Genomic DNA, 25,521 nt, shown 5'->3' on the forward strand with positions numbered 1-25,521 from the left:
AAAAGCTTCGGAATGCAACTATACCATATACGGTAAAAAGATAATAGCACCAATTACAGCAGCTATAATTGCAAATAATAAAACTGCCCCTGCTGCAACATCCTTTGCAATTTTTGCAACCGGATGAATATCGACGGTTGCTAAGTCTACTGTTTTTTCAATAGCCGTATTCACCATCTCTAAACTCATTACAATCCCTATCACAATAAGTACGACAATCCATTCCATTGTTGTAATATGGAAATAAAAGCCGCAGCATATAACGATGACTGCGGCTAAATAATGAATTTTCATATTTCGTTCATGACGAAGACAAAAGTATATACCAGCTATAGCATATCCAAAACTATCTAAAAGTTTTCCTGTTTTCATCGTCCTAATCCAAAGGCCTCTAAAATTTCTTTTTGTCTTCCAAACATTTCTTTCTCATCTTCTTCTGTCATATGATCATAACCAAGCAAATGCAAAAAGCCATGTAGTGCTAAAAACCCAAGTTCTCGATCAAAAGAATGTCCATATTCTTCAGCTTGTTCTTTTGCTCTTGGAATAGAAATAATAAGATCTCCTAACATACGCGGCATCTCTGCACCGACAATTTCCATTTCGCCTTCTCCCATTTCTTCCATAGCAAAAGAAATAACGTCCGTAGGCTGATCCTTATCTCGGTAATCACGGTTTATTTCACGAATACGTTCATTATCTACAAATGTAACCGATAATTCTGCGCCTTCTTCTATGCTCTCCATTTGGGCTGCTTTCTCTACTAAACCTCGAATCAAACTTATATATTCGTCTTTCACTTCTTCTGTTTCATCAATAAAATCAATTAATAAACTCATTCTTTCTCCTTTTCTTCCGGCGGTTCCGGATATGTAATACGGGAATGGAAAATACCATTTAACGTTTCACATAACGTTTTTCCAACGATTTGTAGTTCCTTAAATGTCAAATCACATTCACTAAATTGACCATCTTGCAGGCGATCTTTAATAATATTTTGCACTAAATTATTAATCTGATCTGGTGTTGGATGGTTCATCGAACGTACCGCCGCTTCCACACTATCAGCAATACCAACGATCGCCGACTCTTTAGAAGTTGCTTTTGATCCTGGATAGCGGAACATTTCCTCCGTATATTTCTCTTTATCTTCTTTAATCGCATTATAATAAAAATATTTAAGTAACGTTGTACCATGATGCTGTCCAGCAATATCGATAATTTCTTGAGGTATATGGTGTTCTTCTAACATTCTCACCCCATCGGTTACATGAGCAATTATAATATCTTTGCTCGTTACAGGGTCTAATCTATCATGCGGGTTTTCAATACCCATTTGGTTTTCAATAAAAAACTGTGGTTGTACCGTTTTCCCTACATCATGATAATACGCCCCTACACGCGCTAATACTCCATTTGCTCCAACTGCTTCACAAGCAGCTTCTGAGAGATTAGCTACCATTACACTATGGTGATATGTACCTGGTGCTTCTAATAAAATTTTACGCAAAAGCGGGTGATTCGGACTTGAAAGTTCCATCAATTTCATACTCGATACAATCCCAAGACCACTTTCTAAATACGGTAAAATCCCCATAGCTAGAACAGAAGAGATAATACCCGAAACAGCAGCCATTAATAATTGCACCCCAATTTCAAGAGGCGAAAAATTCCCGTTACGTAATAATAGCAAAGCCGCTAATACGACTACATTTAATACAGAAACGAGTATACCAGCTTGTAAAATCATCGTACGACGATTTTTTTCTCTCAAGAAAATACTAACTGATAATGAACTTAATAAAACATAAATCCCCACACTATAATTCAGTGTACTCGTTACACCTTCATTAAACATAATACTTCCGCATACAGAAAAGATCATACTCGTTAAAAATACAAATCGATCACCAATCATTAATTTTACAAGTATTGTTCCCATTGCAACTGGAACAACATACGCGATTCCTGCATACTCAAGCTTTTGAAACAAACTAATGATTTTCATTAAAACAATCGTGATAGACAAAATTGTAATATACGCTAAGACATACGGCCTATCTTCTCTTTTCCGCTGTAAAAACACTTCAAACTGCTTATGCATAAAGTACAATAGCACACCAATGAGTACCGCTAACCCAACATAGGGTTGAAAACTGTTCCCTTTTTCTAACAGGCCAACTAATTTCAACTGATTGTACATATCACTTGAAATCGTTTCACCTTCTCTAACAAGGACTTGCCCTTGAAGAATATAAACAGGTGGAACTAAATCTTCTTCCGCTTTTCTCTTCTCTTTTGTTAAGGTCGGATCATAAAAATAGTTTGCAGAAATCGCATATTTCCCTAACGCCTTAATAGATTCCTTTAAACCATTATCAACATTAACACTATTCATCTCACTTACATATCGTTCCTTCGCATCCTTCAATTCATCCATTTTAACATGCTCAGTCATGATACTATTAATAGCTGTAACTGTTGCATCTTTCGCTAATACTAATTGGTTCGAATCTGCATTAATTAAGTTTAGTAAGTTTGAATCAGATAATTCTTTCGTTAAATCAGTAGGCAATTTTTTTTTCAACTTGTCCACTTTTTCAGCATCAGTAATCTTTTTTTGCTCATCCGGTCCAACCGCTTTAATCTCTTGTATCACTTCATCTACTTTAGCAAAGACGTCATTCACAATATCCACTTTATTTTGTTTATACTCACTTTTATATGTATATTGATCTTCAACTTTTGTAGCGGCTTCTTTTTTCTTTTTGTCCGTTGTAACTTTATCTTCAATTTTAATAGGAGAATGGATTGTTTTTTTCGCAATAGAATATGTTGTAACATCTAATTGCTCTGGTTTTACATTATTCATAAGTGCAAAAAACAGCACTGCCCCTAATAAAACGTAAGAAATCCAACTTAGTTTTTTCGAATGTTGTAAATTACGAAACCACTTAGAAATTTCTTGAGATCTTGACATGATTTCAATACCTTCTCCTCTCCAGAAATAAAGTGAAACTATTTATAGCTTTCATTTCTTCTAGGTAACGATACTTTTTGGACAACATTTTTATCCACTATCACCTATAGTTTATTTCCCTCGTCTTTAATGATAGTAAAAAATATGTCATTCGCCAACCTTATCATACAAAAAGAAATGATCCTGACAAATAGGATCATTCCATTTTATCATATGCCTCAATAATACGTTGCACTAATGGGTGTCTCACAACGTCCGTTTGTTCCAATGTTATGAACGAAAGACCTGATACACCAGATAAAATATTAGCAGCAATAGAAAGACCTGACTTTACCCCTTTTGGCAAGTCTACCTGTGAGGGATCCCCCGTAATAACCATTTTAGAACTAAAACCTAATCGTGTTAAAAACATTTTTATTTGAACACCAGTTGTATTTTGCGCCTCATCTAATATAACAAATGAATCATCCAGAGTACGCCCTCTCATATAAGCAAGAGGTGCAATTTCAATTACACCACGTTCCATCATACGTTGTGTATATTCTTGTCCAAGAATATCATGTAACGCATCATATAGTGGACGTAAATACGGATCTACTTTTTCTTTCAAATCACCTGGCAAAAACCCTAAGCTCTCTCCAGCTTCTACAGCAGGTCTTGTTAAAATAATTTTCTTTACATACCCTTGCTTTAAAGCTCTCACAGCCATTACTACGGCTAAGTATGTTTTTCCGGTCCCAGCAGGTCCTATCCCAAATACAATATCATTCTTTTTCATTGCATGAATATATCGTCTTTGCCCCATCGTTTTCACACGAATGGATTTACCTTTTGCCGTTTTAAAAATTTCCTCTTCATATAATTCTTCGAATTGAGCAATTTTCCCTTGTTGCCCAAGCTGAATCGCATACGCAACATCTCTTTCCGAAATTGATACACCTTTACGGATAACAACAAGTAACTGTTGTAAGATTTTTTCTACGAGCACCACAGTTTCATCTGCCCCAGATACACGAACAGATTCTCCTCTAGTCACAATCGATACACTAAGTTCTCGTTCAATTACTTTTAAATGAGCATCATTTACCCCAAAAAGAGCGATTGCTTCGTTGGGATTTTCCAATTGTTGGTTCATTTCTACTAATTGTTCTGCCATTACTCAGTCTCCTTGAATATCGGATTCAGATATTGGTTGTGGCTCTGCAATATTTTCAATCACTGTATAATGTAATGTGACCTTTAGGTGATCCGCCTCAACCTCTTTACTCAAAATGTTATCACTTACAATCATAGCATGTTCATCCAATTTTTTCTTCAGTTCTTTTTCTGCCATTTCTTTCGCTACTTTCATTGCTTGTTTTTCGGTATATTCTCGGTTCGCTTCTTCCTCTTCTCGTACAATATCTTTCTCGTATGCAATTGGTAATGTAAATCCAAATAATTTCACATCATGTTTTACACTTTCAGTACGAGAGCGCTTATACTTATCCTGTAGAAATCCCCATATTTTTATTTTAGTACTCCCAAATTTAAGGAAATGTTCATTGTATGAATTACCAGTATACACTTGAAATTGTGTCTTTAACGGAACATCCACCTCAGATTTATACCACGTTTCTCCATATACAATCCCTTTAGCCGAAACAACTGTCGGATTCTCCTCATTACCATACATCCCGGATACGAGAAGTTGCCCCTTTTCCACATGGTCATTTTTCATGACAACCGGCTTCCCAACTTCCACAAATGTTTTTGTAATAATCCCTTCTTTTTTTGCTACTAAGTTTTGTGGCTGTTGTTCACTTTCTTTTTTCGGCTCATTTTTTTCAACAATCTTAAAATGATATGTTGTCCCTCTTATTTCTAATCCCGCCCAAGTAATCGCATTAATATTGTCTGTCAAATGACGTTGAACATCTTCTACACTCGGCATTTGGAATTGTAATTTACCTTTTTTTATACCCATTTTGTCCAATTCTTTCATCAATATATATTCTGTTTCAGGTTTTGCTCCTGTAATTTCAATTTTCCACACCATATTTGACAATGCGATCATTCCGAAAAAAAATATTAAAAACCCAATTAAAAATCCACTATTTTTAATTACACGCTTATTCCAAAAAGGAAAACCGTAACGTCCAATAAAATATAATTTACATTCATTTTTTCTATAAATTGGTTTTATCTTTTTTACATCTCGTAATAACATACAAAAAACTAACGTTTCATCAGCTATCTTCTTTACATCCCAAACGAGTAATTTCTTCCGCACACACTCGTTAACAAAGCGTTCCGCTCCTCTACCTTCAATTCGCACCTTTACATACCCAAGCCATTTTATAAACCATTTATTTTTCATCGACTATCTCCACTACCTTTCTAAAAGTAGATACACTACTTTTCAATTCGATTATCAAACTAGCTCGTACTAAAATTTTAATTAGCAGATTCCTTGATCCTCACTAATTATTAACCTTCCCGAGCCAATTTTTTACGTGGAACTCAATTCCCACCTATCCTCTTTGTACGAACCGAATATTGAGGCCAGAACGTTACCGCCTGTTAATACAAGGTAACGAAGAAAAACTTCACAAACGGAAGTTTCTCCTCACTCCTCTTTCTTTTCATTTTCCAAAAACGTCACTTGTTCAATAATCCCTTCAAGCAACAGTTCTTCTGGAAGGATTGTTTTAATAACAAAGGATTGACCTTTAATTAATAATTGACCATGTTTCAATAGCAATCTTACCTCTTTATCTGAAAACACTAATAATCCTCGATGATTTTCTATATAGATATGTACTTGCCCAACAAGCGTGATCCGAGGTAGATCCATTAACACATCCACTGGCAGGTCTATTTGCTTCGTTAACCAATTCTTCATTTGTTCTATTTTTTTCATCTCAAAAGACCCCCTCTCATCCCATATGTATGAAAAAAGAGCTTGTAATATCACGTCCAAACTGAAAAAAGCATAAAAAAACGTCTCATACGAAATGAGACGCTTTTTTATGCTAATAGCTGGATAACCAGCTTATTCACAAGTGATCCGTCTGTTTTACCTTTTACTTTCGGCATAACAGCAGTCATCACTTTACCCATATCTGCTTTAGATGTAGCACCAACTTCAGAAATAACTTGCTTAATTATATCCGCTAGTTCTTCTTCTGTTAATTGCTCCGGCAAATATGCGCTTAAAATCTGAATTTCACTTTGCAGTTTATCAACAAGGTCTTCACGACCAGCTTTTTTAAATTCAAGGAGGGAGTCCTTATACTGTTTTACTTCACGAGCTAAAACTGTTAATTCCTCTTCTTCAGTAAGAGTATGTTGCAGTTTAATACCTTCATTTTGTAAAGCAGCCTTAACCATACGAATAACGGTTAATTTTTCTTTTTGTTTATTCTTCATCGCTTGTTTCATATCATCGTTTAAACGACCGAGAAGACTCATAACTTACACCCTCTCTTAGAACTTACGCTTTCTTGCCGCTTCAGATTTCTTCTTACGTTTTACACTTGGCTTTTCATAAAACTCGCGCTTTCTTGCTTCAGCAAGTGTACCAGTTTTAGAAACCGATCTTTTAAAACGGCGAAGTGCATCCTCCAAAGACTCGTTTTTACGAACGACTGTTTTTGACATTCTCTTTCCCTCCCTCCGAAACATCACACTTACATACTAATTTCAGCATGCAAAAAGAAACCCTTCTTCAGCATGTCTTTTACGATTATAATACATTTTATCACTTCAGGTCAACTATTTGGCAGAATAAAAGAAGAATAGATGCCCTTACCTGTTCAAAAGCTATGTAGATAGCTATTATCCTTTTCCCCTGAAGACAACTATATTTTTTATCATTACACCTTTTTTAATACAAGAAAGCATTAAATAACTACTCATTCAACGTACCTGCCTTTTCAGTACTTAACTTCTCCACACAAAAAAAAGAAAGCATGCAAATCGTTTCCGTTTGCATGCTTTTTTATCCCGCTATTTGCCAGGACAGTAAGACCCCCACCTCAAAATTCAGCGAAAGCAAAGAACTTAGGCGGGGGTCAGGCTGATAATCAGCGGGGATGAACACCCCCCCACTGATTAAAGTTTCATTTTATGCGCTTGCTGATTCTTTTTTTACATCATCTTCAAGAACACGAACAAACTGCGCTTCGTTATATGGATAACCAGCTTTTGTAATTTTCACTTTTACTAGCTTACCAATCAATTCTTCAGATCCTTCAAACACAATTTTTAAGTAGTTATCTGTATAACCTACATATAAACCTTCACGGTCACCATCTTTAAATGTCTCTTCCGGAATGATTTCAAGTACTTCACCTTCAAATTTAGAAGCATACTCTTTCGCTAATTGATTTGATAGCTCAATTAGACGGTGAACACGATCGTTCTTCACGTCTTCAGGAACTTGATCTTCCATACGTGCTGCTGGAGTACCTGTACGTTTCGAATAAGGGAAAACGTGTAATTCAGAGAAACGATTCTCTTTAATGAAATTGTACGTTTCCATGAATTCCTCTTCTGTTTCGCCTGGGAATCCAACAATTACGTCTGATGTAATCGCAAGACCTGGTAACGCTTCTTTCAAACGATCTAAACGCTCTTGGAAAAATTCCATCGTATACTTACGGCGCATACGTTTCAATACAGTATTAGATCCTGACTGTAATGGAATATGCAAGTGACGTACAACTACTTCTGATTTATCTAACACTTCAATTACTTCATCAGAAATTTGACTCGCCTCAATAGAAGAAATACGAAGGCGTTTCAATCCGCCTACTTCCGCTTCCATATCGCGCAGTAATCCAGCTAAGTTATACTCTTTTATATCTTCACCGTATCCACCTGTATGAATACCTGTTAATACGATTTCTTTATAGCCCGCATCTACTAATTGCTGCGCTTGTTTAATAACTTCTTTTCCATCACGAGAACGCATTAAACCGCGCGCCCAAGGAATGATGCAAAATGTACAGAAGTTATTACAACCTTCTTGTATTTTTAAAGATGCACGTGTACGGTCCGTGAAATATGGTACATCGAGCTCTTCATATACACGTGTTTTCATAATATTGCGGACAGCATTAATCGGTTGACGCTCTTTACGGAATTCTTCGATGTATCCTAACATCTTCTCACGATCTTGCGTACCAACAACAATATCTACACCTGGAATCGCCATAATTTCCGCTGGAGATGTTTGTGCATAACATCCAGTTACACAAATTACCGCATCTGGATTTTGACGTACAGCACGTCTAATTACTTGACGGCTTTTTTTATCTCCAGTATTCGTTACTGTACATGTGTTAATAACGTATACATCAGATTTTTTTTCATATTCAGTTCTTTCATAACCACCTTGTTTAAACAATTGCCAAATCGCTTCTGTTTCATAGTGGTTTACTTTACAACCTAACGTGTGGAACGCAACAGTTGCCATTGATTATCACCCCATCAATTCAAAATGATAAGAAGCGGCACTTAACGCATAAAGCGGAGCCGTTTCTGTTCTTAAAATTCTTGGTCCTAAACTACATGGTACAAATTTATGTTCACGAAGTGCGGTTATCTCTTCCTCCGCTAAACCGCCTTCTGGTCCAAATACAATCAGCAGCTTTTGGCCTGGTTTAATCGTCGCTAAAGCTTTCGCAAAATTAGATTTCTCACCTTGTTTCGCTTCTTCTTCATACGCAACAAGACAAACATCATACTCGCTACTCATCGACAGCAGTTGTTTAAATGATGAGGGAACGTGTACTTCTGGAATTTCACTTCTATGCGATTGTTCCGCAGCTTCTTTTACAATTTTTTTCAAACGCTCAACTTTTTTATCTGCTTTTTTCGCATCCCACTTTACAATAGATCGAGATGCTTGAAATGGTAAAAATGCAGCTGCCCCAAGCTCAGTTCCTTTTTGAAAAATTAACTCTAGCTTGTCTCCTTTCGGCAGTCCACTTGCAATCGTCACGAACACAGGAAGTTCGCTTGACGCCTCTACCCATTCTACAATAGTGGTATCCACAAATTCACTGGTAATTTCAGCAATTGAACACTCCGCTGTTTTACCATTTACACAGCAATAAATGTGGTCACCAGCTGACATACGCATCACTCTTGCGATGTGATGGACATCATCACCCATTATGCGAATACTTGTCTCATTTACATATTTCTCTTCTACAAAATAACGTTGCATATAATCACCTTAGTAGAGTTTCGTTCCTTTCGTAAGTCAACACTTACGAAAAGAACGAAACGTTATCATTTTCATATAACAAACGGCAAGTCCCTCACCTTATACGGTGAGAGACTCCCCTGTTCTTTATAGACTAAAATCTATATTACGCATTTCGTGCAATAATTGCTACCCAATCTTCCATTCGAAGTACTTCTTCAATTGAAAATCCAGCTGTTTCTAACGCTTCAGAAATTACTTTTTCTTTCGCCCCAATAATACCAGATGTAATAAATAATCCACCTGGCTTCACAACTCTCGCTGCATCTTCAGGGAATAGAAGAATAATTTCCGCTAGTAAATTTGCTACGATTAAATCAACCGGACCTTCAATACCTTCTAATAGACTATTCTGTCCAACATTGACAATGTCATCTGTTTTATTTAAGCGCACATTCATTTCTGCACTTTCAACTGCAACTGGGTCTAAATCATACGCTTGAACAGAAGCCGCACCTAATTTTGCCGCAGCAATACTAAGTACCCCCGAACCTGTCCCTACATCAATCACAGTATCACCTGGCTGAACCGTTTTTTCTAACGCACGAATACACATCGTCGTTGTTGGATGTGTCCCTGTACCAAACGCCATACCTGGATCTAATTCAATAATTTTTTCATCTGGAGAAGACGGTGTATACTCTTCCCACGTCGGCACAATTGTGAATGTATCAGAAATTTGAACTGGATGATAATACTTCTTCCAAGCAGTAGCCCAATCTTCCTCATCGACTTCATTAATTGTAATAGTTCCTTTACCAATTTCGATGTCGAAAGATGGTAGTGCATCAATAGATGATTTTACACCTGCAACCGTTTCGTGTAAAGAATCCGTTTGCGGGAAATATGCTTTTACCAAAACACCCTCACTTGGATATTCATCTGGGTTAAGTGCATAAATCTCACCGTATTGTTGCTTGCGCTCTTTCGTCAACTCCGCTGGGTCCTCAATCGCAACCCCGCTAGCGCCTGCTTCATGCAAAATATGAGAGACAGCTTCTACTGCTTCTTCTGTTGTATGAATACTAATTTCTGACCATTTCACAATTTACCAACTCCATTTTTTATTTCCATTATTCCCCTTTGAAAGCACGTTTAAGCTTTCTGAATAAGCTATCATCCTGCTCTTCTTGCCCTGCAAATTCACGCAATAAATCTTTTTGATGTGAAGTTAATTTCGTCGGCACAACAACACGAACGACTACATATTGATCTCCTTGACCATATCCACGTACGTTCGGAGCACCTTTTCCTTTTAAGCGGAATTCTGTTCCTGTTTGTGTTCCTGCTGGAATTTTCAGCTTCACTTTGCCATGAACGGTAGGAACTTCTACTTCTGCACCAAGTGCCATTTGCGCAAATGTTATTGGCATTTCGCAAATAATGTGATCCCCTTCGCGTTCAAAGAATTCATGATTTCTCACATGAACAACAACATATAAGTCACCTGCTGGTCCGCCATTTACGCCTGCTTCACCTTTTCCAGATACACGAATTTGTTGACCATTATCGATACCCGCTGGAATTTTAACATTGATTTTTTTACGTTTACGAACTTTACCAGAACCATGGCATGTCGTACATTTCTCTTTAATCATTTGACCTGTTCCTGAACAATGTCCACAAGCTTGACGGTTTACAATACGCCCAAATGGTGTATTTTGTTCTACACTTACTTGCCCTGATCCTGAACAGTGTTTACATGTTTCTTTTGAAGTCCCTGGTTTTGCTCCACTACCCTTACAAGTATCACATGGATCCTCCACTGGAATCTCAACGTTCAATTCTTTACCAAAAATAGCTTCTTCAAACTCTAAAGTAACTTGATATTGTAAATCAGCACCTTGACGTGGAGCATTTGGATCACGACGTCTTCCGCCGCCACCGCCAAAGAATGAACTAAAGATATCTTCGAAACCGAAGCCACCGCCGAAGTCTCCTCCGCCACCGAAACCTTGATTCGGACCAGCGTGACCAAATTGATCATACTGCGCACGCTTTTGATCATCGCTCAATACTTCGTATGCCTCCTGTACTTCTTTAAACTTTTCAATTGCATTTTCTTCTTTACTTACGTCTGGATGGTATTTTTTAGCCAAACGACGATACGCTTTTTTAATTTCATCTTTTGAAGCGCCCTGGCTAAGTCCAAGGACCTCATAATAGTCTCGTTTATTCATAAATTTGCAACCCCCGAATCTTTCACATAAACGTAATTTTAACACCGAAAGAAAGTGCTTTGCAACAAAGTTTCCTCACTTACAGTATGCAAAATGAAAAACTTAAGATCCTCACACATTTCTTCTTATTCGTGAAAAAAGCCAAAGCCAAGGCACGCTTGACTTTGACTTTTTGTCATCTTACTTATTTTATTTCACTGTATTACTTGTCTTCTTTTACTTCTTCAAACTCAGCGTCTACTACATTATCTTTTTTCGCGCCAGCGTCTTGTGCTCCTTGTGCACCTTCTGCTTGCCCTGCAGCCGCTTGAGCTTGCTCGTATAATTTAACAGTTAATTGTTGTACGATTTCTTGAAGAGCATCTTTTTTCACACGGATTTCTTCAAGTTCGTTTTTCTCGATTGCCGCTTGTAATGCTTCTTTCGCTTCCGTTGCTTTCGCTACTTCAGCTGCATCTACTTTACCTTCTAAATCTTTTACAACTTTGTCTGTTTGGAATACAAGTTGGTCAGCTTCGTTACGAAGTTCAACTTCTTCCTTACGTTTTTGGTCAGCATCAGCATTTGATTCAGCTTCTTGTACCATACGATCTACTTCTTCATCAGAAAGACCTGAAGAAGATTGGATTGTAATAGTTTGCTCTTTGCTTGTACCTAAGTCTTTTGCACGTACGTTAACGATACCGTTCGCATCAATATCGAATGTTACTTCGATTTGTGGAATTCCACGTGGTGCTGGCGGAAGGTCTGTTAATTGGAAACGACCTAACGTTTTGTTGTCAGCTGACATTGGACGCTCACCTTGTAGTACGTGAATGTCTACCGCTGGTTGGTTATCAGCAGCTGTTGAGAATACTTGTGACTTACTTGTCGGAATTGTAGTGTTACGCTCGATTAGTTTCGTGAACACACCGCCCATAGTTTCGATACCTAAAGAAAGTGGAGTTACGTCTAATAATAGAACGCCCTCTACATCACCAGTAAGTACGCCACCTTGAACTGCAGCACCTAATGCTACAACTTCATCTGGGTTTACACCTTTGTATGGCTCTTTACCAGTTTCACGTTTAATTGCTTCTTGTACAGCTGGGATACGAGTAGATCCACCAACAAGGATAACTTTATCTAATTCGCTTGGAGCAAAACCAGCGTCTTTTAATGCACGACGAGTTGGCTCTAATGTTCTTTCAACAAGACCAGCTGAAATTTCTTCGAATTTAGCTCTTGTTAACGTTAATTCTAAGTGTAATGGGCCAGCAGCTCCAGCACTAATGAATGGTAATGAAATTTGTGTTTGTGTTACACCAGAAAGATCTTTCTTCGCTTTTTCAGCTGCATCTTTCAGACGTTGAAGTGCCATTTTATCTTGGCTTAAATCAATGCTATTTTCTTTTTTGAATTCAGCTACTAAATGATCGATGATAACTTGGTCAAAGTCATCTCCACCAAGACGGTTGTCACCAGCAGTTGAAATAACTTCGAATGTGCCGTCTGCTAACTCAAGGATAGATACGTCAAATGTACCGCCACCTAAGTCATATACTAAGATTTTTTGCTCTTCATCTTGTTTTTCTAAACCGTAAGCAAGTGCTGCGGCTGTTGGTTCGTTAATAATACGCTCAACTTCTAAACCAGCGATACGACCAGCATCTTTCGTTGCTTGACGCTCTGCATCGTTGAAGTATGCAGGTACTGTAATAACAGCTTTCGTTACTGTTTCACCTAAGTATGCTTCAGCAGAAGCTTTTAAGTTTTGTAAAATGATTGCAGAAATTTCTTGAGGTGTAAAATCTTTACCTTCAACTTCTACTTTGTAGTCTGTACCCATATGACGTTTAACAGACATGATTGTATTTGGGTTTGTAATTGCTTGACGCTTCGCAACTTCCCCAACTTGACGCTCTTCATTTTTGAAAGCTACAACAGAAGGTGTTGTACGATTTCCTTCTGGATTTGGGATAACCTTTGGTTCTCCACCTTCCATAACAGCTACACAAGAGTTTGTTGTACCTAAGTCAATACCGATAATTTTACTCATGGCGAATCCTCCTACTTTTATGTAAATTATTGATTTACTTTTACCATTGATGGGCGAATCACACGGTCTTTTAGTTTATAACCTTTTTGGAATTCTTCAACTACCGCGTTTGATTCAAATTCACTGTCTTCCACTTGCATAATAGCTTGGTGTTCATTCGGATCAAACTGTTTACCAACAGCTTCAATCGCTTCAACACCTTCCTTAGTCAACGCTTCTAGCAATTGACGATGCACCATTTCCATACCTTGTAACAAGGATTGCGTTTGCTCGTCAGTCGCTTCCACTTGCATCGCTCTTTCAAAATTATCAAGAGCTGGCAAAATATCTGAAACTAGACTTTGTGCTCTATATTTATCAGCAGCCTGTTTATCCATTTGGACACGGCGCTTATAATTTTCAAAATCAGCTTGTAGACGTAATGTGCGACCTTCCGTTTCCGTTAGTTTCGCTTGTAACTCATCTACTTTTTCTTGTAAAAGAGCAGCCTCACTTTTTTCTTCTACAGTTTTTTCACTGTTTTCTGGCGTGACAGCTTCTTCAACTTGCGCTTCTTTCACTTCTTCTACCACTTGTTCGTTACGCTCTTCCACAATTTTCACCTCCTTAAAAGGTATTAGGTATCATGCTTAGCATGATTACCTAAGCATTATATATTACACACAGCAATGAAAATTTCATCACTTGAGCGAATGTATTACTCTCATTTACTTTTTAAGTCCGTCTGTAAATTGTCTTGTAAATAACTGCAGTAAACTAATTACACGAGAGTATTGCATTCTCGTCGGACCTAAAATTGCAATTGTTCCAAGTTGCTCTTCTCCAATCGAATACGTTGCAGAAATCAAACTGCAATCCTCCATTGCCGTAGAAGAATTTTCTCTACCAATTTTCACTTGAATTCCGACTTGTTTATGACGCAAAATGTCATAAAACGCAGCCTCATTATCAATCATCGTCAGCAAAGATCTTACTTTGTGAATGTCATGGAACTCTGGTTGCGAAAGCATATTTGCTTTTCCTCCAAAGTATATCTTTTCCGATAAAGGGACTTGAAATGTACCATCTAACATTTTTATTGCACTATCGTAATTATGAACATACCCACGCAAGACTGTAACAATCTCTTTAAAGATTTTATTATGAAGTTCTGCCATAGGTATACCAGATAGCTTTTCATTTAAAATATTAACCATTTTTTCTAAATCTGATAAATCAACAGATTCCGGAACGGTAATCGTTTTACTTTGCACATGCCCTGTATCTGTTACAATAATAGCGACTGCTGTTTGACGATCAAGCGGTACAATTTGTACATTTTTAAGTTTATTTGTGCTCAATTTGGGACCAAGAACAATGGCCGTATAATTCGTAAGCTCTGATAAAATTTGAGCTGATTGTTGTGCAATTTTTTCTGCTTCAAAAATTCTTTCAGCAAATAAATCTTTAATTTGTACAATTTCATCGGTCGGTAAGTTTTGCGGCGCTAAAAGATGGTCTACATAAAATCGGTATCCTTTTTCAGAAGGAACACGCCCAGAAGAACTATGCGTTTTTTCAATAAATCCTAGTTCTTCTAAATCAGCCATTTCATTTCGAATAGTAGCTGAACTAAACGTAATTTCATCTTTCTTAGCCAACGTCCTCGAACCAACTGGTTGCGCTGATCCAATAAAGTCATCAACAATTGTTTGTAAAATTAAGAGCTGACGTTCCGTAAGCATCTCATCATCACCTCTGTTAGCACTCTTTGTCTTCGAGTGCTAAATCTATTAATAACTTACCAAAATTGACATTCAATTGTCAACGGAAACGTCACGAAATAACAAAAAATTTTCGCGCTTACGGCACATTTAATTAATCAATCAAAAATGACTGGAATACTTCATTCCCTAATAGTTTCCCTTTCCTCGTTAAACAAACATGTCCATCTCTGTTTTCAAGTAATCCTTGTTCTTGATTACTTTGTAACTGCTTTGCAAAAACATGGTCCATCTCCACATTAAATTTCTTTTGGAATTCTAACTTAGAAACACCTTTTGTTTTTCGAAGTCCTAAGAACAACTCTTCTTCCATTTTTTCTTTCTCTGTCACTGGGTGAACATCTAAATATGGAAATCCTGTCTCATCAATTTTAGTGAAATATTGCTTGAGCGGACCTACATTTTGAATTCGTTCCCCGTTCACATAGCTATGCGCTCCAGCTCCAAATCCATAATACTCTTCATTATTCCAGTATGTGAGATTGTGTCTACTTTCATTACTACCTTTTGAGAAGTTACTAATCTCATACTGGTTATAACCATGTTTATCCATTTCATCCATTACCATTTCGTACATTTTCGCTTCATGGTCTTCACCTGGAAGTCTTAATTTCCCTTTATTCATTAAGTTATAAAATACAGTTTTCGGTTCCACAATTAAGGAATATGCCGAGAAATGTTGTACACCAAGCGTAAAGGCAATGTCTAATGTTTCCTTTACATCTTCTATCGTCTGTCCTGGCAGAGCATAAATTAAATCTACATTAATATTTGTAAAACCAACTTCCTGCGCTTCTCGAATTGCTACGAATGCATCTTCTCTCGTATGCCTGCGTCCAATCTTCTCAAGTAGCTCATCACGAAACGTTTGCACACCAAAACTAATTCGGTTTACTCCACCTTCTAGCAATACGTTCAACTTCTCTTTCGGTAAATCACCTGGATTCGCTTCAAATGTTAATTCACAATTCGGCGCAAATGGACGTAAACGGCGGTTAATGATGTCGAGTAGTTTTTTTGTTTGCTCCATATTTAAAGCTGTCGGAGTTCCTCCGCCAACAAAAATCGTTTTCATACTTTCAAACGGTACTTTTTGAACCGTATTTATTATTTCTTTCTCTAAATATTGTAAGTATTGATCAACCGGTTGGCGTTCAATAAATACTTTATTAAAATCACAATAGTGACAAATATGCTGACAAAATGGAATATGAATATATGCAGCTTGTACCAAATATAACTCCTACCTTTCTAAAAAGAAAACCTCCGCACTCCGGAGGATTCTTTACTTCTCTACTGTATTACGGATTTGTTCCATTCGCATTTTTCCCCAATCATACATCATTTCAACGATCGGTAAAAGCGACATACCTAATTCCGTCATATAGTACTCAACACGCGGAGGAATTTCCGGGTATACCGTCCGATCAACAATCCCGTCCTCCATTAACTCTTTCAATTGATTTGACAAAACTTTATGAGAAATGCTCGGGAACAGACGTTGCAATTCACTAAAACGATGCGGACCTTCCACACCTAAGTGCCACAATATCACAACTTTCCACTTCCCACTAATTATAGAAAGCGTCAGTTCCTTTTCGCAATTAAAATTACCTTTTTGTATTTTCTCTCGAATATCTTTTCGAATATTTTCGGACATTAATAGTCTCCTAACTCTATATCAATCACTAAAAAGCTCTCTCACTATTGTAAATGAGAGATGATAAGATGTCTAAAAAGTAGCATATAAAAAAGAAGCCGAACGAACGGCTTCTACTTTTATCACGATTGGTGCGGGCTAATAATTAGCGAAGAATAGAAAAATCTCCACTAATTATAGTTCACTCCATTAGTTATCATCCATTTTCAGTACAGCCATGAATGCTTCTTGCGGCACTTCTACAGAACCAACAGACTTCATACGTTTTTTACCTTCTTTTTGCTTATCAAGAAGTTTACGCTTACGAGAAATGTCACCACCGTAACATTTTGCAAGTACGTTTTTACGCATCGCCTTAATTGTAGAACGAGATACAACTTTATTTCCGATAGTCGCCTGAATTGGCACTTCAAACTGTTGTCTTGGAATTAATTTCTTTAATTTCTCTACAATTACTTTACCACGGTCATACGCTGAATCACGATGTACAATAAATGATAAAGCATCCACTTGTTCATTATTTAAAAGAATATCCATTTTCACAAGTTTAGATGGTTTATAACCAATTAACTCGTAGTCAAATGATGCATATCCTTTCGTATTTGATTTCAATTGATCGAAGAAATCATATACGATTTCTGATAACGGGATTTCATATGTCAATGTAACACGTGTTTCATCTAAATATTGCATATCAATAAACGTTCCACGTTTCCCTTGGCAAATTTCCATTACAGCTCCAACATAGTCATTCGGAACCATAATTGCAGCCTTCACAAACGGCTCTTCTACACGATCGATAGTCTGTGGATCTGGCATATTAGATGGATTATCAACAATAAAATCTTCACCGTTTGTTAAATACACTTTATAAATAACACTTGGCGCTGTTGTAATTAAGTCAATCTTGAATTCACGTTCAATACGTTCTTGAATAATCTCCATGTGAAGAAGCCCTAAGAAACCACAACGGAAACCAAAACCTAAAGCTTGAGATGTTTCAGGCTCAAATTCAAGAGCAGAATCATTCAATTCTAGTTTTTCTAAAGCATCACGTAAGTCGTTATAACGTGCAGAATCGATTGGATATAAACCACAGAATACCATTGGGTTTAATTTTCGATACCCTTTTAACGGCTCTGCAGCCGGACGTTTCGCATGTGTGATCGTATCACCTACGCGTGTATCACCTACGTTTTTAATAGATGCCGCTAAGAAACCTACATCACCTACCGTTAACTCGTCACGTTGCGTCGTTTTCGGTGTAAACACACCTACTTCTGTTACTTCAAATTCTTTTCCAGTTGCCATCATACGTACTTTATCGCCAACTTTTACCGTTCCATTTACAACACGGATATATGCAATTACACCACGGTACGGATCATATAAAGAATCGAAAATCATACATTGTAACGGCTCTTCTGAATCACCTGTTGGAGCTGGTACCTTTTCAACGATTTGTTCTAAAATTTCTTCAATACCAATGCCAGCTTTCGCTGAAGCAAGTACAGCTTCCGATGCATCTAAACCAATTACATCTTCTACCTCTTGACGTACGCGTTCTGGGTCTGCACTTGGTAAGTCGATTTTATTAATAACTGGTAAGATTTCTAAATTATTATCAAGCGCTAAATATACGTTCGCTAATGTTTGCGCCTCAATTCCTTGCGCTGCATCCACTACAAGAATTGCACCTTCACAAGCCGCTAAACTACGAGATACTTCGTACGTAAAGTCGACGTGTCCTGGAGTATCGATTAAGTGAAGAATATACTCTTCACCGTCTTTCGCTTTATACGTTAGTTGTACTGCATTTAATTTAATTGTAATACCACGCTCACGCTCCAACTCCATAGAGTCAAGCAATTGCGCCTTCATTTCGCGCTGTGCCAACGCGTTTGTTTTCTCCAAAATACGGTCTGCCAACGTTGATTTCCCGTGGTCAATGTGAGCAATGATGGAGAAGTTACGAATTTTGGACTGTCTTTTTGCTCTTTCTTCTTTATTCATCTATGTTCTCAACTCCTAATAGTCTCGCCAATATACACTAGCACTGATTATATCAATAGAGCAGCAAAGATTCAATGAAAACTCGTGCTGCTTACAATACAAATCACTCTATCTATATCTTATGCGAACAAACCATAAGAGACAAACCTTTTTCAAATTAAAAGACAGCTCTCTTACAAACATAAGACAACCATCCTTCCTGCTACCCTTAACTAAAAATTCCTTTTATTGCCCCAACAACTATATCTGTTCCAAACTTTGTCATATCACGAGCAGCACTTGCTATCGCCATACCGATACCTTCTACAACATTAAAACTTCTTAAGCTTTCTAACTGTTTTTGTTTTTCAATAGCCGAAAACGTCTCTCCCGAAATTCCGGGTTCAGCCCCATCGCCTTCTGTTCCTGTCATATGAGCAATTTGTTCATATGACAGCTGACGATATCCCTTCATACTTTTTAGACCATGATTAGCGAGTCCCACTCCAGCTATCATCATAAGCAAAGATACGACTGTACCGCATATACATAACAGCGTAAATTGACTCAAGCTATTTCTGCCTCTTTCCATCAATGTGTATATGCCCCTGTATTATCCTGATCAATCTGATGATGCAGCGCTGCATTTAAACCGCTGGCTATTACATTTGCCATATCCTCAATAAACGCATCTACTTCTTTTGGAGTTACCATTAAATTATGACCAAGAGGAGATAACACTTCATAAATTAACTTTCTCTTTTCTTCTTCTTCTAACGTACCAATAGCTCCTAAAAACATATTTCGACTCTTTTCATCTGGCATATCTTCTTCTGTTAATTTTTTCTTTTCTCCAAATGTAAAACCTGCTGGCAATAAAGAGCGTGACGGTTTGTTTCCTTCTTTCAGTTCCCGGCCAAAATGTTTCAAAATAAAATCAATTGTATCACTCGTAATCGAAACAGCATCTACCACAGTTGGCACACCAATTGCGATAACAGGAATACCTAATGTTTCTTTACTTAGTTCCTTACGCTTATTCCCAACACCAGATCCTGGATGAATTCCTGTATCAGAAATTTGTATCGTACTATTTACTCGTTCAATAGAACGCGCAGCTAATGCATCAATTGCGATGACAAAGTCTGGTTTTGTCTTCTCAATAATTCCGTAAATGACATCGCTCGTTTCAATCCCTGTAATTCCCATTACCCCTGGACGAATAGCACTAACAGGTCTAAACCCTTCTTCCACACTTTCAGGCTGCAATTTAAACAAATGTCTCGTCACCAATACGTTCTCTACAACTATCGGTCCGAGTGCATCCGGCGTTACATTCCAATTCCCAAGACCTACGATTAAACAACTCGCTTCTTTTGAAACTCCAACCTCTTCTAAGAAATAAGAAAATTCTTTTGCAAAAATACGCTCTACCTTTTGCTGAAGTTCCGTATCTTGTTGCCTTATACCTTGCACCTCAAGAGTTAAATAACTTCCAGGTTTTTTCCCCATCGACTCAGATGCAATTTCATCAATAGTTACTTTTGTAATTGTAACTCCCTCTTCTTCCCTCTCTTTTACAATAACTCCCTGTATCCCTTTTTGTTCTTCTTGGCGCTCTTGTAGCATTTGGTGCGCCTCTACAGCAAGGTCAGTTCTAACACTATATTTACTTAAATCTAATGGTTCTTTCATCGTATCTCCTCCGTAATTCATAGTAAATATCGTTAGATTTCCCCAAGTTATATTAGGTCATTCTTTCCTTTACGTGAAATTTCATTGATATACTATTGCAATTCTCTTCACCGTTTGATAAAATATCACTTGTTCTATGTAAGAATCGAGTCATTCGATTGCACCAGGGAGGTGAAAAGTATGGCAAACATCAAATCTGCTATCAAACGCGCTAAACTTAGCGAAGAGCGTCGTTCACATAACGCTTCTATCAAGTCTGACATGCGTACTGCTGTTAAAACTGTAGAAACTTTAGTTACTAATAACGATCTTGAAAATGCTAAAGAAGCTTTCAAAACTGCTTCTAAAAAACTTGACAAAGCAGCTCGTAAAGGTCTTATCCACCAAAACGCTGCAGCTCGTCAAAAATCTCGCTTAGCGAAACAAGTAAACGCGTAAGGCGTTTAAAAAACGATCCATTCGGATCGTTTTTTATATACACAAAAAAGTTCACGTACTTAGTACGTGAACTTTTTTGTGTCACTACATATGATTTAACCGCATTAAGAAAAACTCAAGCACAAGTTTCTTATCCATCTTTCCAGTCTTCATACTATAATCAGCTTCCGCCAATTCTATAATAACTTTTTTTAATTCTTCAAAAGAGAAAAACTTCGTTTGATTCATCGCCAACTTTACCCGGTACGGATGTACACCAATATGGGACGCGATTTGATTTTGTCCGTAACCACGCTGTTGCAACTCTTTCACTTGATGTAGCAAGCGGAACTGACTTACTAATAAAGCGAGCAGTTTAATCGGTTCTTCCTGCTGTGTAAATAATCCGTCTAAAATTTGCATCGCACCAGCGATATCTTTTTTTACCACTTTTTCTGTTAAAGCAAACACGTTTTGCTCAACAGATTTCGGCACAAGTTCCGTGACAAGTTTTGGCGTAATTTCTCCGCCCATACCGACGTATAACGTTAACTTGTCCATTTCCTTCGCCAACATTGTTACATTACTTCCCACAAGCTCTAACAATAAACTAACAGCTGCATTATCAATATGCACATGCACCTCATCCGCACGAGAAACAATCCACTTCTGAACATCCTGCACTTGCATCGCATTTGCTTCTATTACATCCGCTGTTTTCTTTAATAGTTTTGTAATTTTTTTTCGTTCGTCTAATTTTTCATAAGGCGCAACAAAAACAAGAATAGAAAAAGGAGAGGGCTCCCCAATATATTCTTCTAAAATTTTTATATTTTGTTCTAATTTTTCTTTTTGTGCCGTTAAAAATAGTGGTGATTTTATTAATATAACTTTACGCTCTCCAAAAAAAGGAAGCGTATGCGCATCCTCAACTACATCTTCTAAATACGCTTCTTCCAAATCGTATGTCACAACATTAAACTCTCGATCTTCCTCTTCAAGCGCGTACGTTGTAATAAGCTTTATCGTTTCATTTATAAAATAGGCTTCCGTTCCATACAGTACATACAACGGAGCGAACTGTTTCTTTTTAATCTTCTTATGTATATCACTCATATTTTTTCCTACTCCCTAACTTGGCAATATATATTTATACTAATGCCCTAGCTTTTGTTTTACAAGTACAAAGGGACGGTCTTTATAACTCGCCCCTTTATTTATATAAAACGCCACGCAATAAGCCCCGGATTTCTTATTGGTGTGCGGTAATCACCTTCCCTTTATTATTTACAATAATAATCTTAGTATAAGTGCCAACTGTTAACATGATTGGAAATGAAAAATTCACGCTACTTAACTAACTAGAAAAAGTATACAAATACTCTATTTCACTTCATATGGAAATTGTAGATTTTTTTCTGACAATATTTTATACTAAAATGGAATGTTGGGGAGGGATTCTAAATGAATGATTTTGAACAAAACGTTCAAAGTAAACGCAATGACGCTATTGATTCAGGGGTAGGATTTATCGTCTCATTTGGTTTTTTCGCAACACTTTTCATTATTGCAACTGTTATTAAATTCATCGGTTCTTAAAGGCTGCTGCTTAACGGCAGTCTTCTTTTTTTCATCTTCTATGTGTTTCATCATATGTGATTTTACTTTGAAAGGTTCCCTTTTCTCCATTAAAAACATAGGAAATAGCACCTTGCTTATCCGTACGCCATATATCAATACCCATCTTCTTAAAACGCTCTATAACTTCCTTATGCGGGTGCCCATACCTATTACGCTCCCCCACAGAAATAATCGCTACAGCAGGCTGTACAAGGCTTAAAAATGGGTCTGTAGACGATGTTTTACTCCCATGGTGGGCAACTTTTAAAATATTAGCCCGCAAATCAGGATATGTTGATACTATAAACTTTTCTCCTTCTTCTTCTAGATCACCCGTAAATAGCCATGTTAGTCCCCCTAGTCTGGCCCATAGTACAATCGAAGAGTCATTTTCTCCCTTTTCTTTCCCCTTTGGAGCTAATACGAAAAATTCCGCTTCATTTACCCTCCAACCTTCTCCTTCTCCTACTACACTTATCTTCACGCTCTTTTCTAACGCCTTTTTCTTCACCACTTTTTCCAATACAGCATCTTGTTCCTTTCTCCCAAATACAACTTCTTTTACAATAATAGATGACAGCAAATCCAGCGCAGCACCTATATGATCCGCATCTCCGTGCGTTACAATTAATTTATCAATCGTTTTTATACCCTCTTTTTGTAAAAAAGGAACAAGAATATCATGCCCAACAGAAAATTCATGCTTTTTCTGTTGCCACGCTTCCTTCTTGACAGAAAGGGCTCCTCCTGTATCAATAAGATAAACCTCTTTATCGTATGGAAGACGAATTAATATCGCATCTCCCTGTCCAACATCAAGAAATGTAACACTCCCACTTTCGCGAAAATATGGATATACATAATGAGAAGTACTAATAAAAAGAAACACACCCACAACTATGCACAAAATTTTTTTCGTTATTACCCTTTCCCAAATCACAAATATACTAACGATACTAAAACAATATATAGCCACAAGAAATAAAGGAGTTTGACCAAAAGTAAGTCGGATGAAAGGGAAACTTTCACAGTAACTTAGAAAATCATTAGAAATGGTTAAACATAGTGAAAGTACATATGCAATTCCTTTTGCGAAAAATGGAATAACCGGCATACATATAAGAATAATGATGCTACATGGCAATACAATAATGGATAGAAAAGGAACATATATAAGATTGAGGAAAATGCTATAAGGAGAAAAATAACCAAAATGATATAACAAGATGGGGGTACTAGCGAGCTGTGAAATTATAGAAATGTAAATAGAATTTCGAACTATCCCATTACTACACCCTAATAATATCGGCGCAGATAGTAGTAAAGAAAAACTACCTACAAATGAGAATTGAAATCCAATGTTGAAAATAAGATACGGATCGTATATAAGCATACATATAGCCGTTATACTTAAGGCGTCTAGACTAGATAAGCGAACAGAGCACATGAAAGCTACCAATAATAAAACTCCTGTTATAGAAGCCCTCACAACAGATGGCGACGCCCCCGCTATAATCATATACAGAGGAATGCAAACTATAAGGCATACTGTTGCTGTCTCTTTCGTCACACCACTTCTTAGCAAAACAAAATACATTATAACCATTAATAATACGATATGCGATCCTGAAATTGCTAACAAATGTATAAGACCAAATTGTTGATATTGCTCTTCTACTTCAAACGTCATTTGTTGTCGATCTCCAAATAATAATGCGTTCATAAATGCACCTGATTGTTCCGGGAACATTTCTGTAACTTTCGAGATTGTTTGTTGCCTGAGAAGGAAAATCCATTGCACGAGTGACAACGATGTTTTTTGACATTCAGAAATGTATGTCACATCAAATATAAAATGTATTTTTTGCTGATATAAATAATTACGATAATCAAAAACATGAAAATTCCGGGCAGTTTGTGGTTCTTTCACCTCCCCTTTAAATGTACACGATATACCTGCATGTAATTGTTGCAACTGCTTCTTTTCCGAAGCAGATTGTATTTTATAATTTAACTGCACTAAGTTTTTATTCTGATCTTCAATTTGAAAAGAGAGACGATCCCCATTAATTAGAGGTGTATTTTGCACGACCCCTCGTGTAACTTCATAGAAATCCCCTAGCGGCTTATTTAGACTCTGAACATACGTGGTGTACATAGCGCCACTAAAACACGCTATTATACAAAATATGAAGGTTTTACGCGAAGTACGATATAAACAAAATAAAACATAACAAACGAAACAACAAGCAGCCAACAAATGCGATGCGGAAAAGGTAATTGCAATCCCAATTATAAACGAGATTGCAACATAGCCCCATTGCCCATTCAACTCATACTCACTCCTTATAGCATCATTTTCGCTTTAGTGAATACACGCTGTAATTCTTCCATTGATAAATTATCTTTTTCTAAAGCTGCGAATAATTCCTTTAGCTGTAAATGACGCTCTTGTTCCTCTAGCGATGTAATATCGTATTCTAGCGGAACGTGCTTTACTGTTACACTCGCTTGTTCAAATAACTCTACGGCATACGGATGATTTTTATAGTCCTGTGCATAATAAACCGCTGTAACACCACTTTGAATAATCGCCTTACAGCACTGCAAACAAGGAAAATGTGTGACATAAATTTCCGCTTCCTCTGTTTTTGCACCAAATTTCGCACATTGCAATAAAGCATTCATTTCAGCATGAATTGTACGAACGCAATGATTATCAATGACATAGCAACCATCGTCTATACAATGCACACCACCTTTAATTGAACCGTTATATCCACCAGCAATAATTCGTTTATCACGAACGATTGTCGCTCCTACCGCCAGCCTTGTACATGTACTACGTAAAGATAGTAGATGGCTTTGCGTCATAAAATATTGATCCCATGAAATTCGTTCCATATTTTTCACCTTCTTT

Annotated in this window: 25 protein-coding genes; 2 read left to right on the top strand and 23 right to left on the bottom strand. The window is 37.2% G+C overall.

The features are described 5' to 3' along the window. Positions 1–18 precede the first annotated feature (18 nt). From MR066_RS11375 to gpr, 20 genes are all read right to left on the bottom strand, one after another. Positions 19–372, bottom strand: a complete 354-nt coding sequence (locus MR066_RS11375; RefSeq protein ID WP_002143170.1) for a diacylglycerol kinase family protein — start codon at positions 370–372, stop codon at positions 19–21. Beyond that, positions 369–839 carry an rRNA maturation RNase YbeY gene (gene ybeY / locus MR066_RS11380; RefSeq protein WP_215586852.1) on the bottom strand — a complete coding sequence of 157 codons (471 nt, stop codon included), beginning with the start codon at positions 837–839 and terminating at the stop codon, positions 369–371. Before ybeY ends, MR066_RS11375 begins: the two co-directional genes overlap by 4 nt. Next, complete coding sequence (locus MR066_RS11385) at positions 836–2,980, bottom strand: HD family phosphohydrolase (protein WP_088040160.1); 2,145 nt, start codon at positions 2,978–2,980, stop codon at positions 836–838. The genes ybeY and MR066_RS11385 overlap by 4 nt, the downstream gene beginning before the upstream one ends. A 196-nt stretch (positions 2,981–3,176) precedes the next feature. Beyond that, on the bottom strand, positions 3,177–4,136 hold the full coding sequence (locus MR066_RS11390; RefSeq protein ID WP_002015189.1) for a PhoH family protein: 960 nt from the start codon (positions 4,134–4,136) through the stop codon (positions 3,177–3,179). 3 nt (positions 4,137–4,139) lie between these two features. Continuing rightward, positions 4,140–5,339: a sporulation protein YqfD gene (yqfD, locus tag MR066_RS11395; protein WP_002143171.1), complete on the bottom strand. Its 1,200-nt coding sequence runs from the start codon at positions 5,337–5,339 to the stop codon at positions 4,140–4,142. Positions 5,340–5,588: 249 nt separating this feature from the next. Beyond that, on the bottom strand, positions 5,589–5,882 hold the full coding sequence (gene yqfC / locus MR066_RS11400) for a sporulation protein YqfC (RefSeq protein ID WP_002067170.1): 294 nt from the start codon (positions 5,880–5,882) through the stop codon (positions 5,589–5,591). Positions 5,883–5,989: 107 nt separating this feature from the next. Further along, positions 5,990–6,433, bottom strand: a complete 444-nt coding sequence (locus MR066_RS11405) for a GatB/YqeY domain-containing protein (protein ID WP_000054578.1) — start codon at positions 6,431–6,433, stop codon at positions 5,990–5,992. 15 nt (positions 6,434–6,448) lie between these two features. Further along, entirely contained in the window at positions 6,449–6,622 is a 174-nt protein-coding gene (rpsU, locus tag MR066_RS11410; protein WP_000048061.1) for a 30S ribosomal protein S21, read from the bottom strand. Between the two features lie 466 nt (positions 6,623–7,088). Next, positions 7,089–8,441 (bottom strand): tRNA (N(6)-L-threonylcarbamoyladenosine(37)-C(2))-methylthiotransferase MtaB, encoded by a 1,353-nt coding sequence (gene mtaB, locus MR066_RS11415; RefSeq protein ID WP_002067163.1) that lies wholly within the window; start codon positions 8,439–8,441, stop codon positions 7,089–7,091. Between the two features lie 6 nt (positions 8,442–8,447). After that, positions 8,448–9,197, bottom strand: coding sequence for a 16S rRNA (uracil(1498)-N(3))-methyltransferase (locus MR066_RS11420; RefSeq protein WP_002015195.1), 750 nt, complete (start codon positions 9,195–9,197; stop codon positions 8,448–8,450). A 145-nt stretch (positions 9,198–9,342) separates the two neighbouring features. Next, positions 9,343–10,281, bottom strand: coding sequence for a 50S ribosomal protein L11 methyltransferase (prmA, locus tag MR066_RS11425; protein ID WP_002067162.1), 939 nt, complete (start codon positions 10,279–10,281; stop codon positions 9,343–9,345). A 28-nt stretch (positions 10,282–10,309) separates the two neighbouring features. Continuing rightward, positions 10,310–11,416 (bottom strand): chaperone protein DnaJ, encoded by a 1,107-nt coding sequence (gene dnaJ, locus MR066_RS11430; protein ID WP_002015197.1) that lies wholly within the window; start codon positions 11,414–11,416, stop codon positions 10,310–10,312. A 202-nt stretch (positions 11,417–11,618) separates the two neighbouring features. After that, positions 11,619–13,454 carry a chaperone protein DnaK gene (gene dnaK / locus MR066_RS11435; RefSeq protein ID WP_002015198.1) on the bottom strand — a complete coding sequence of 612 codons (1,836 nt, stop codon included), beginning with the start codon at positions 13,452–13,454 and terminating at the stop codon, positions 11,619–11,621. 26 nt (positions 13,455–13,480) lie between these two features. Continuing rightward, on the bottom strand, positions 13,481–14,047 hold the full coding sequence (gene grpE, locus MR066_RS11440) for a nucleotide exchange factor GrpE (RefSeq protein ID WP_002165061.1): 567 nt from the start codon (positions 14,045–14,047) through the stop codon (positions 13,481–13,483). Positions 14,048–14,161: 114 nt separating this feature from the next. Then, the gene (gene hrcA / locus MR066_RS11445) at positions 14,162–15,178 is read right to left on the bottom strand and encodes a heat-inducible transcriptional repressor HrcA (RefSeq protein ID WP_002015201.1); all 1,017 of its coding nucleotides are present in this window, start codon (positions 15,176–15,178) and stop codon (positions 14,162–14,164) included. Positions 15,179–15,311: 133 nt separating this feature from the next. Then, a complete protein-coding gene (hemW, locus tag MR066_RS11450) occupies positions 15,312–16,451 on the bottom strand; it encodes a radical SAM family heme chaperone HemW (RefSeq protein WP_242247156.1) in 1,140 nt (379 codons plus the stop codon). A gap of 51 nt (positions 16,452–16,502) precedes the next feature. After that, entirely contained in the window at positions 16,503–16,877 is a 375-nt protein-coding gene (locus tag MR066_RS11455) for a winged helix-turn-helix transcriptional regulator (protein ID WP_002015203.1), read from the bottom strand. 189 nt (positions 16,878–17,066) lie between these two features. Then, complete coding sequence (gene lepA, locus MR066_RS11460; protein ID WP_002015204.1) at positions 17,067–18,890, bottom strand: elongation factor 4; 1,824 nt, start codon at positions 18,888–18,890, stop codon at positions 17,067–17,069. 208 nt (positions 18,891–19,098) lie between these two features. Next, on the bottom strand, positions 19,099–19,440 hold the full coding sequence (locus MR066_RS11465; protein ID WP_313954293.1) for a DUF3679 domain-containing protein: 342 nt from the start codon (positions 19,438–19,440) through the stop codon (positions 19,099–19,101). Between the two features lie 20 nt (positions 19,441–19,460). Then, on the bottom strand, positions 19,461–20,564 hold the full coding sequence (gene gpr, locus MR066_RS11470; protein ID WP_002088693.1) for a GPR endopeptidase: 1,104 nt from the start codon (positions 20,562–20,564) through the stop codon (positions 19,461–19,463). 180 nt (positions 20,565–20,744) lie between these two features. Between gpr and rpsT the strand changes: the two genes are divergently transcribed. After that, the gene (rpsT, locus tag MR066_RS11475; protein WP_002088694.1) at positions 20,745–21,002 is read left to right on the top strand and encodes a 30S ribosomal protein S20; all 258 of its coding nucleotides are present in this window, start codon (positions 20,745–20,747) and stop codon (positions 21,000–21,002) included. An 84-nt stretch (positions 21,003–21,086) separates the two neighbouring features. Here rpsT and holA read toward each other — a convergent pair whose 3' ends face one another. Beyond that, complete coding sequence (gene holA, locus MR066_RS11480; protein ID WP_002067332.1) at positions 21,087–22,097, bottom strand: DNA polymerase III subunit delta; 1,011 nt, start codon at positions 22,095–22,097, stop codon at positions 21,087–21,089. 348 nt (positions 22,098–22,445) lie between these two features. Between holA and MR066_RS11485 the strand changes: the two genes are divergently transcribed. Continuing rightward, positions 22,446–22,580 carry a YqzM family protein gene (locus tag MR066_RS11485; protein WP_000997609.1) on the top strand — a complete coding sequence of 45 codons (135 nt, stop codon included), beginning with the start codon at positions 22,446–22,448 and terminating at the stop codon, positions 22,578–22,580. Between the two features lie 31 nt (positions 22,581–22,611). Here the strand turns inward: MR066_RS11485 and MR066_RS11490 are convergent, their stop codons facing one another. Then, a complete protein-coding gene (locus tag MR066_RS11490; protein WP_242247167.1) occupies positions 22,612–24,933 on the bottom strand; it encodes a DNA internalization-related competence protein ComEC/Rec2 in 2,322 nt (773 codons plus the stop codon). Positions 24,934–24,947: 14 nt separating this feature from the next. Further along, a complete protein-coding gene (locus MR066_RS11495; protein WP_002088698.1) occupies positions 24,948–25,505 on the bottom strand; it encodes a ComE operon protein 2 in 558 nt (185 codons plus the stop codon). Positions 25,506–25,521 lie beyond the last annotated feature (16 nt).

It is taken from the genome of Bacillus cereus group sp. BfR-BA-01523, assembly GCF_022662615.1.
GTDB classification, from domain to species: Bacteria; Bacillota; Bacilli; order Bacillales; family Bacillaceae_G; genus Bacillus_A; species Bacillus_A mycoides.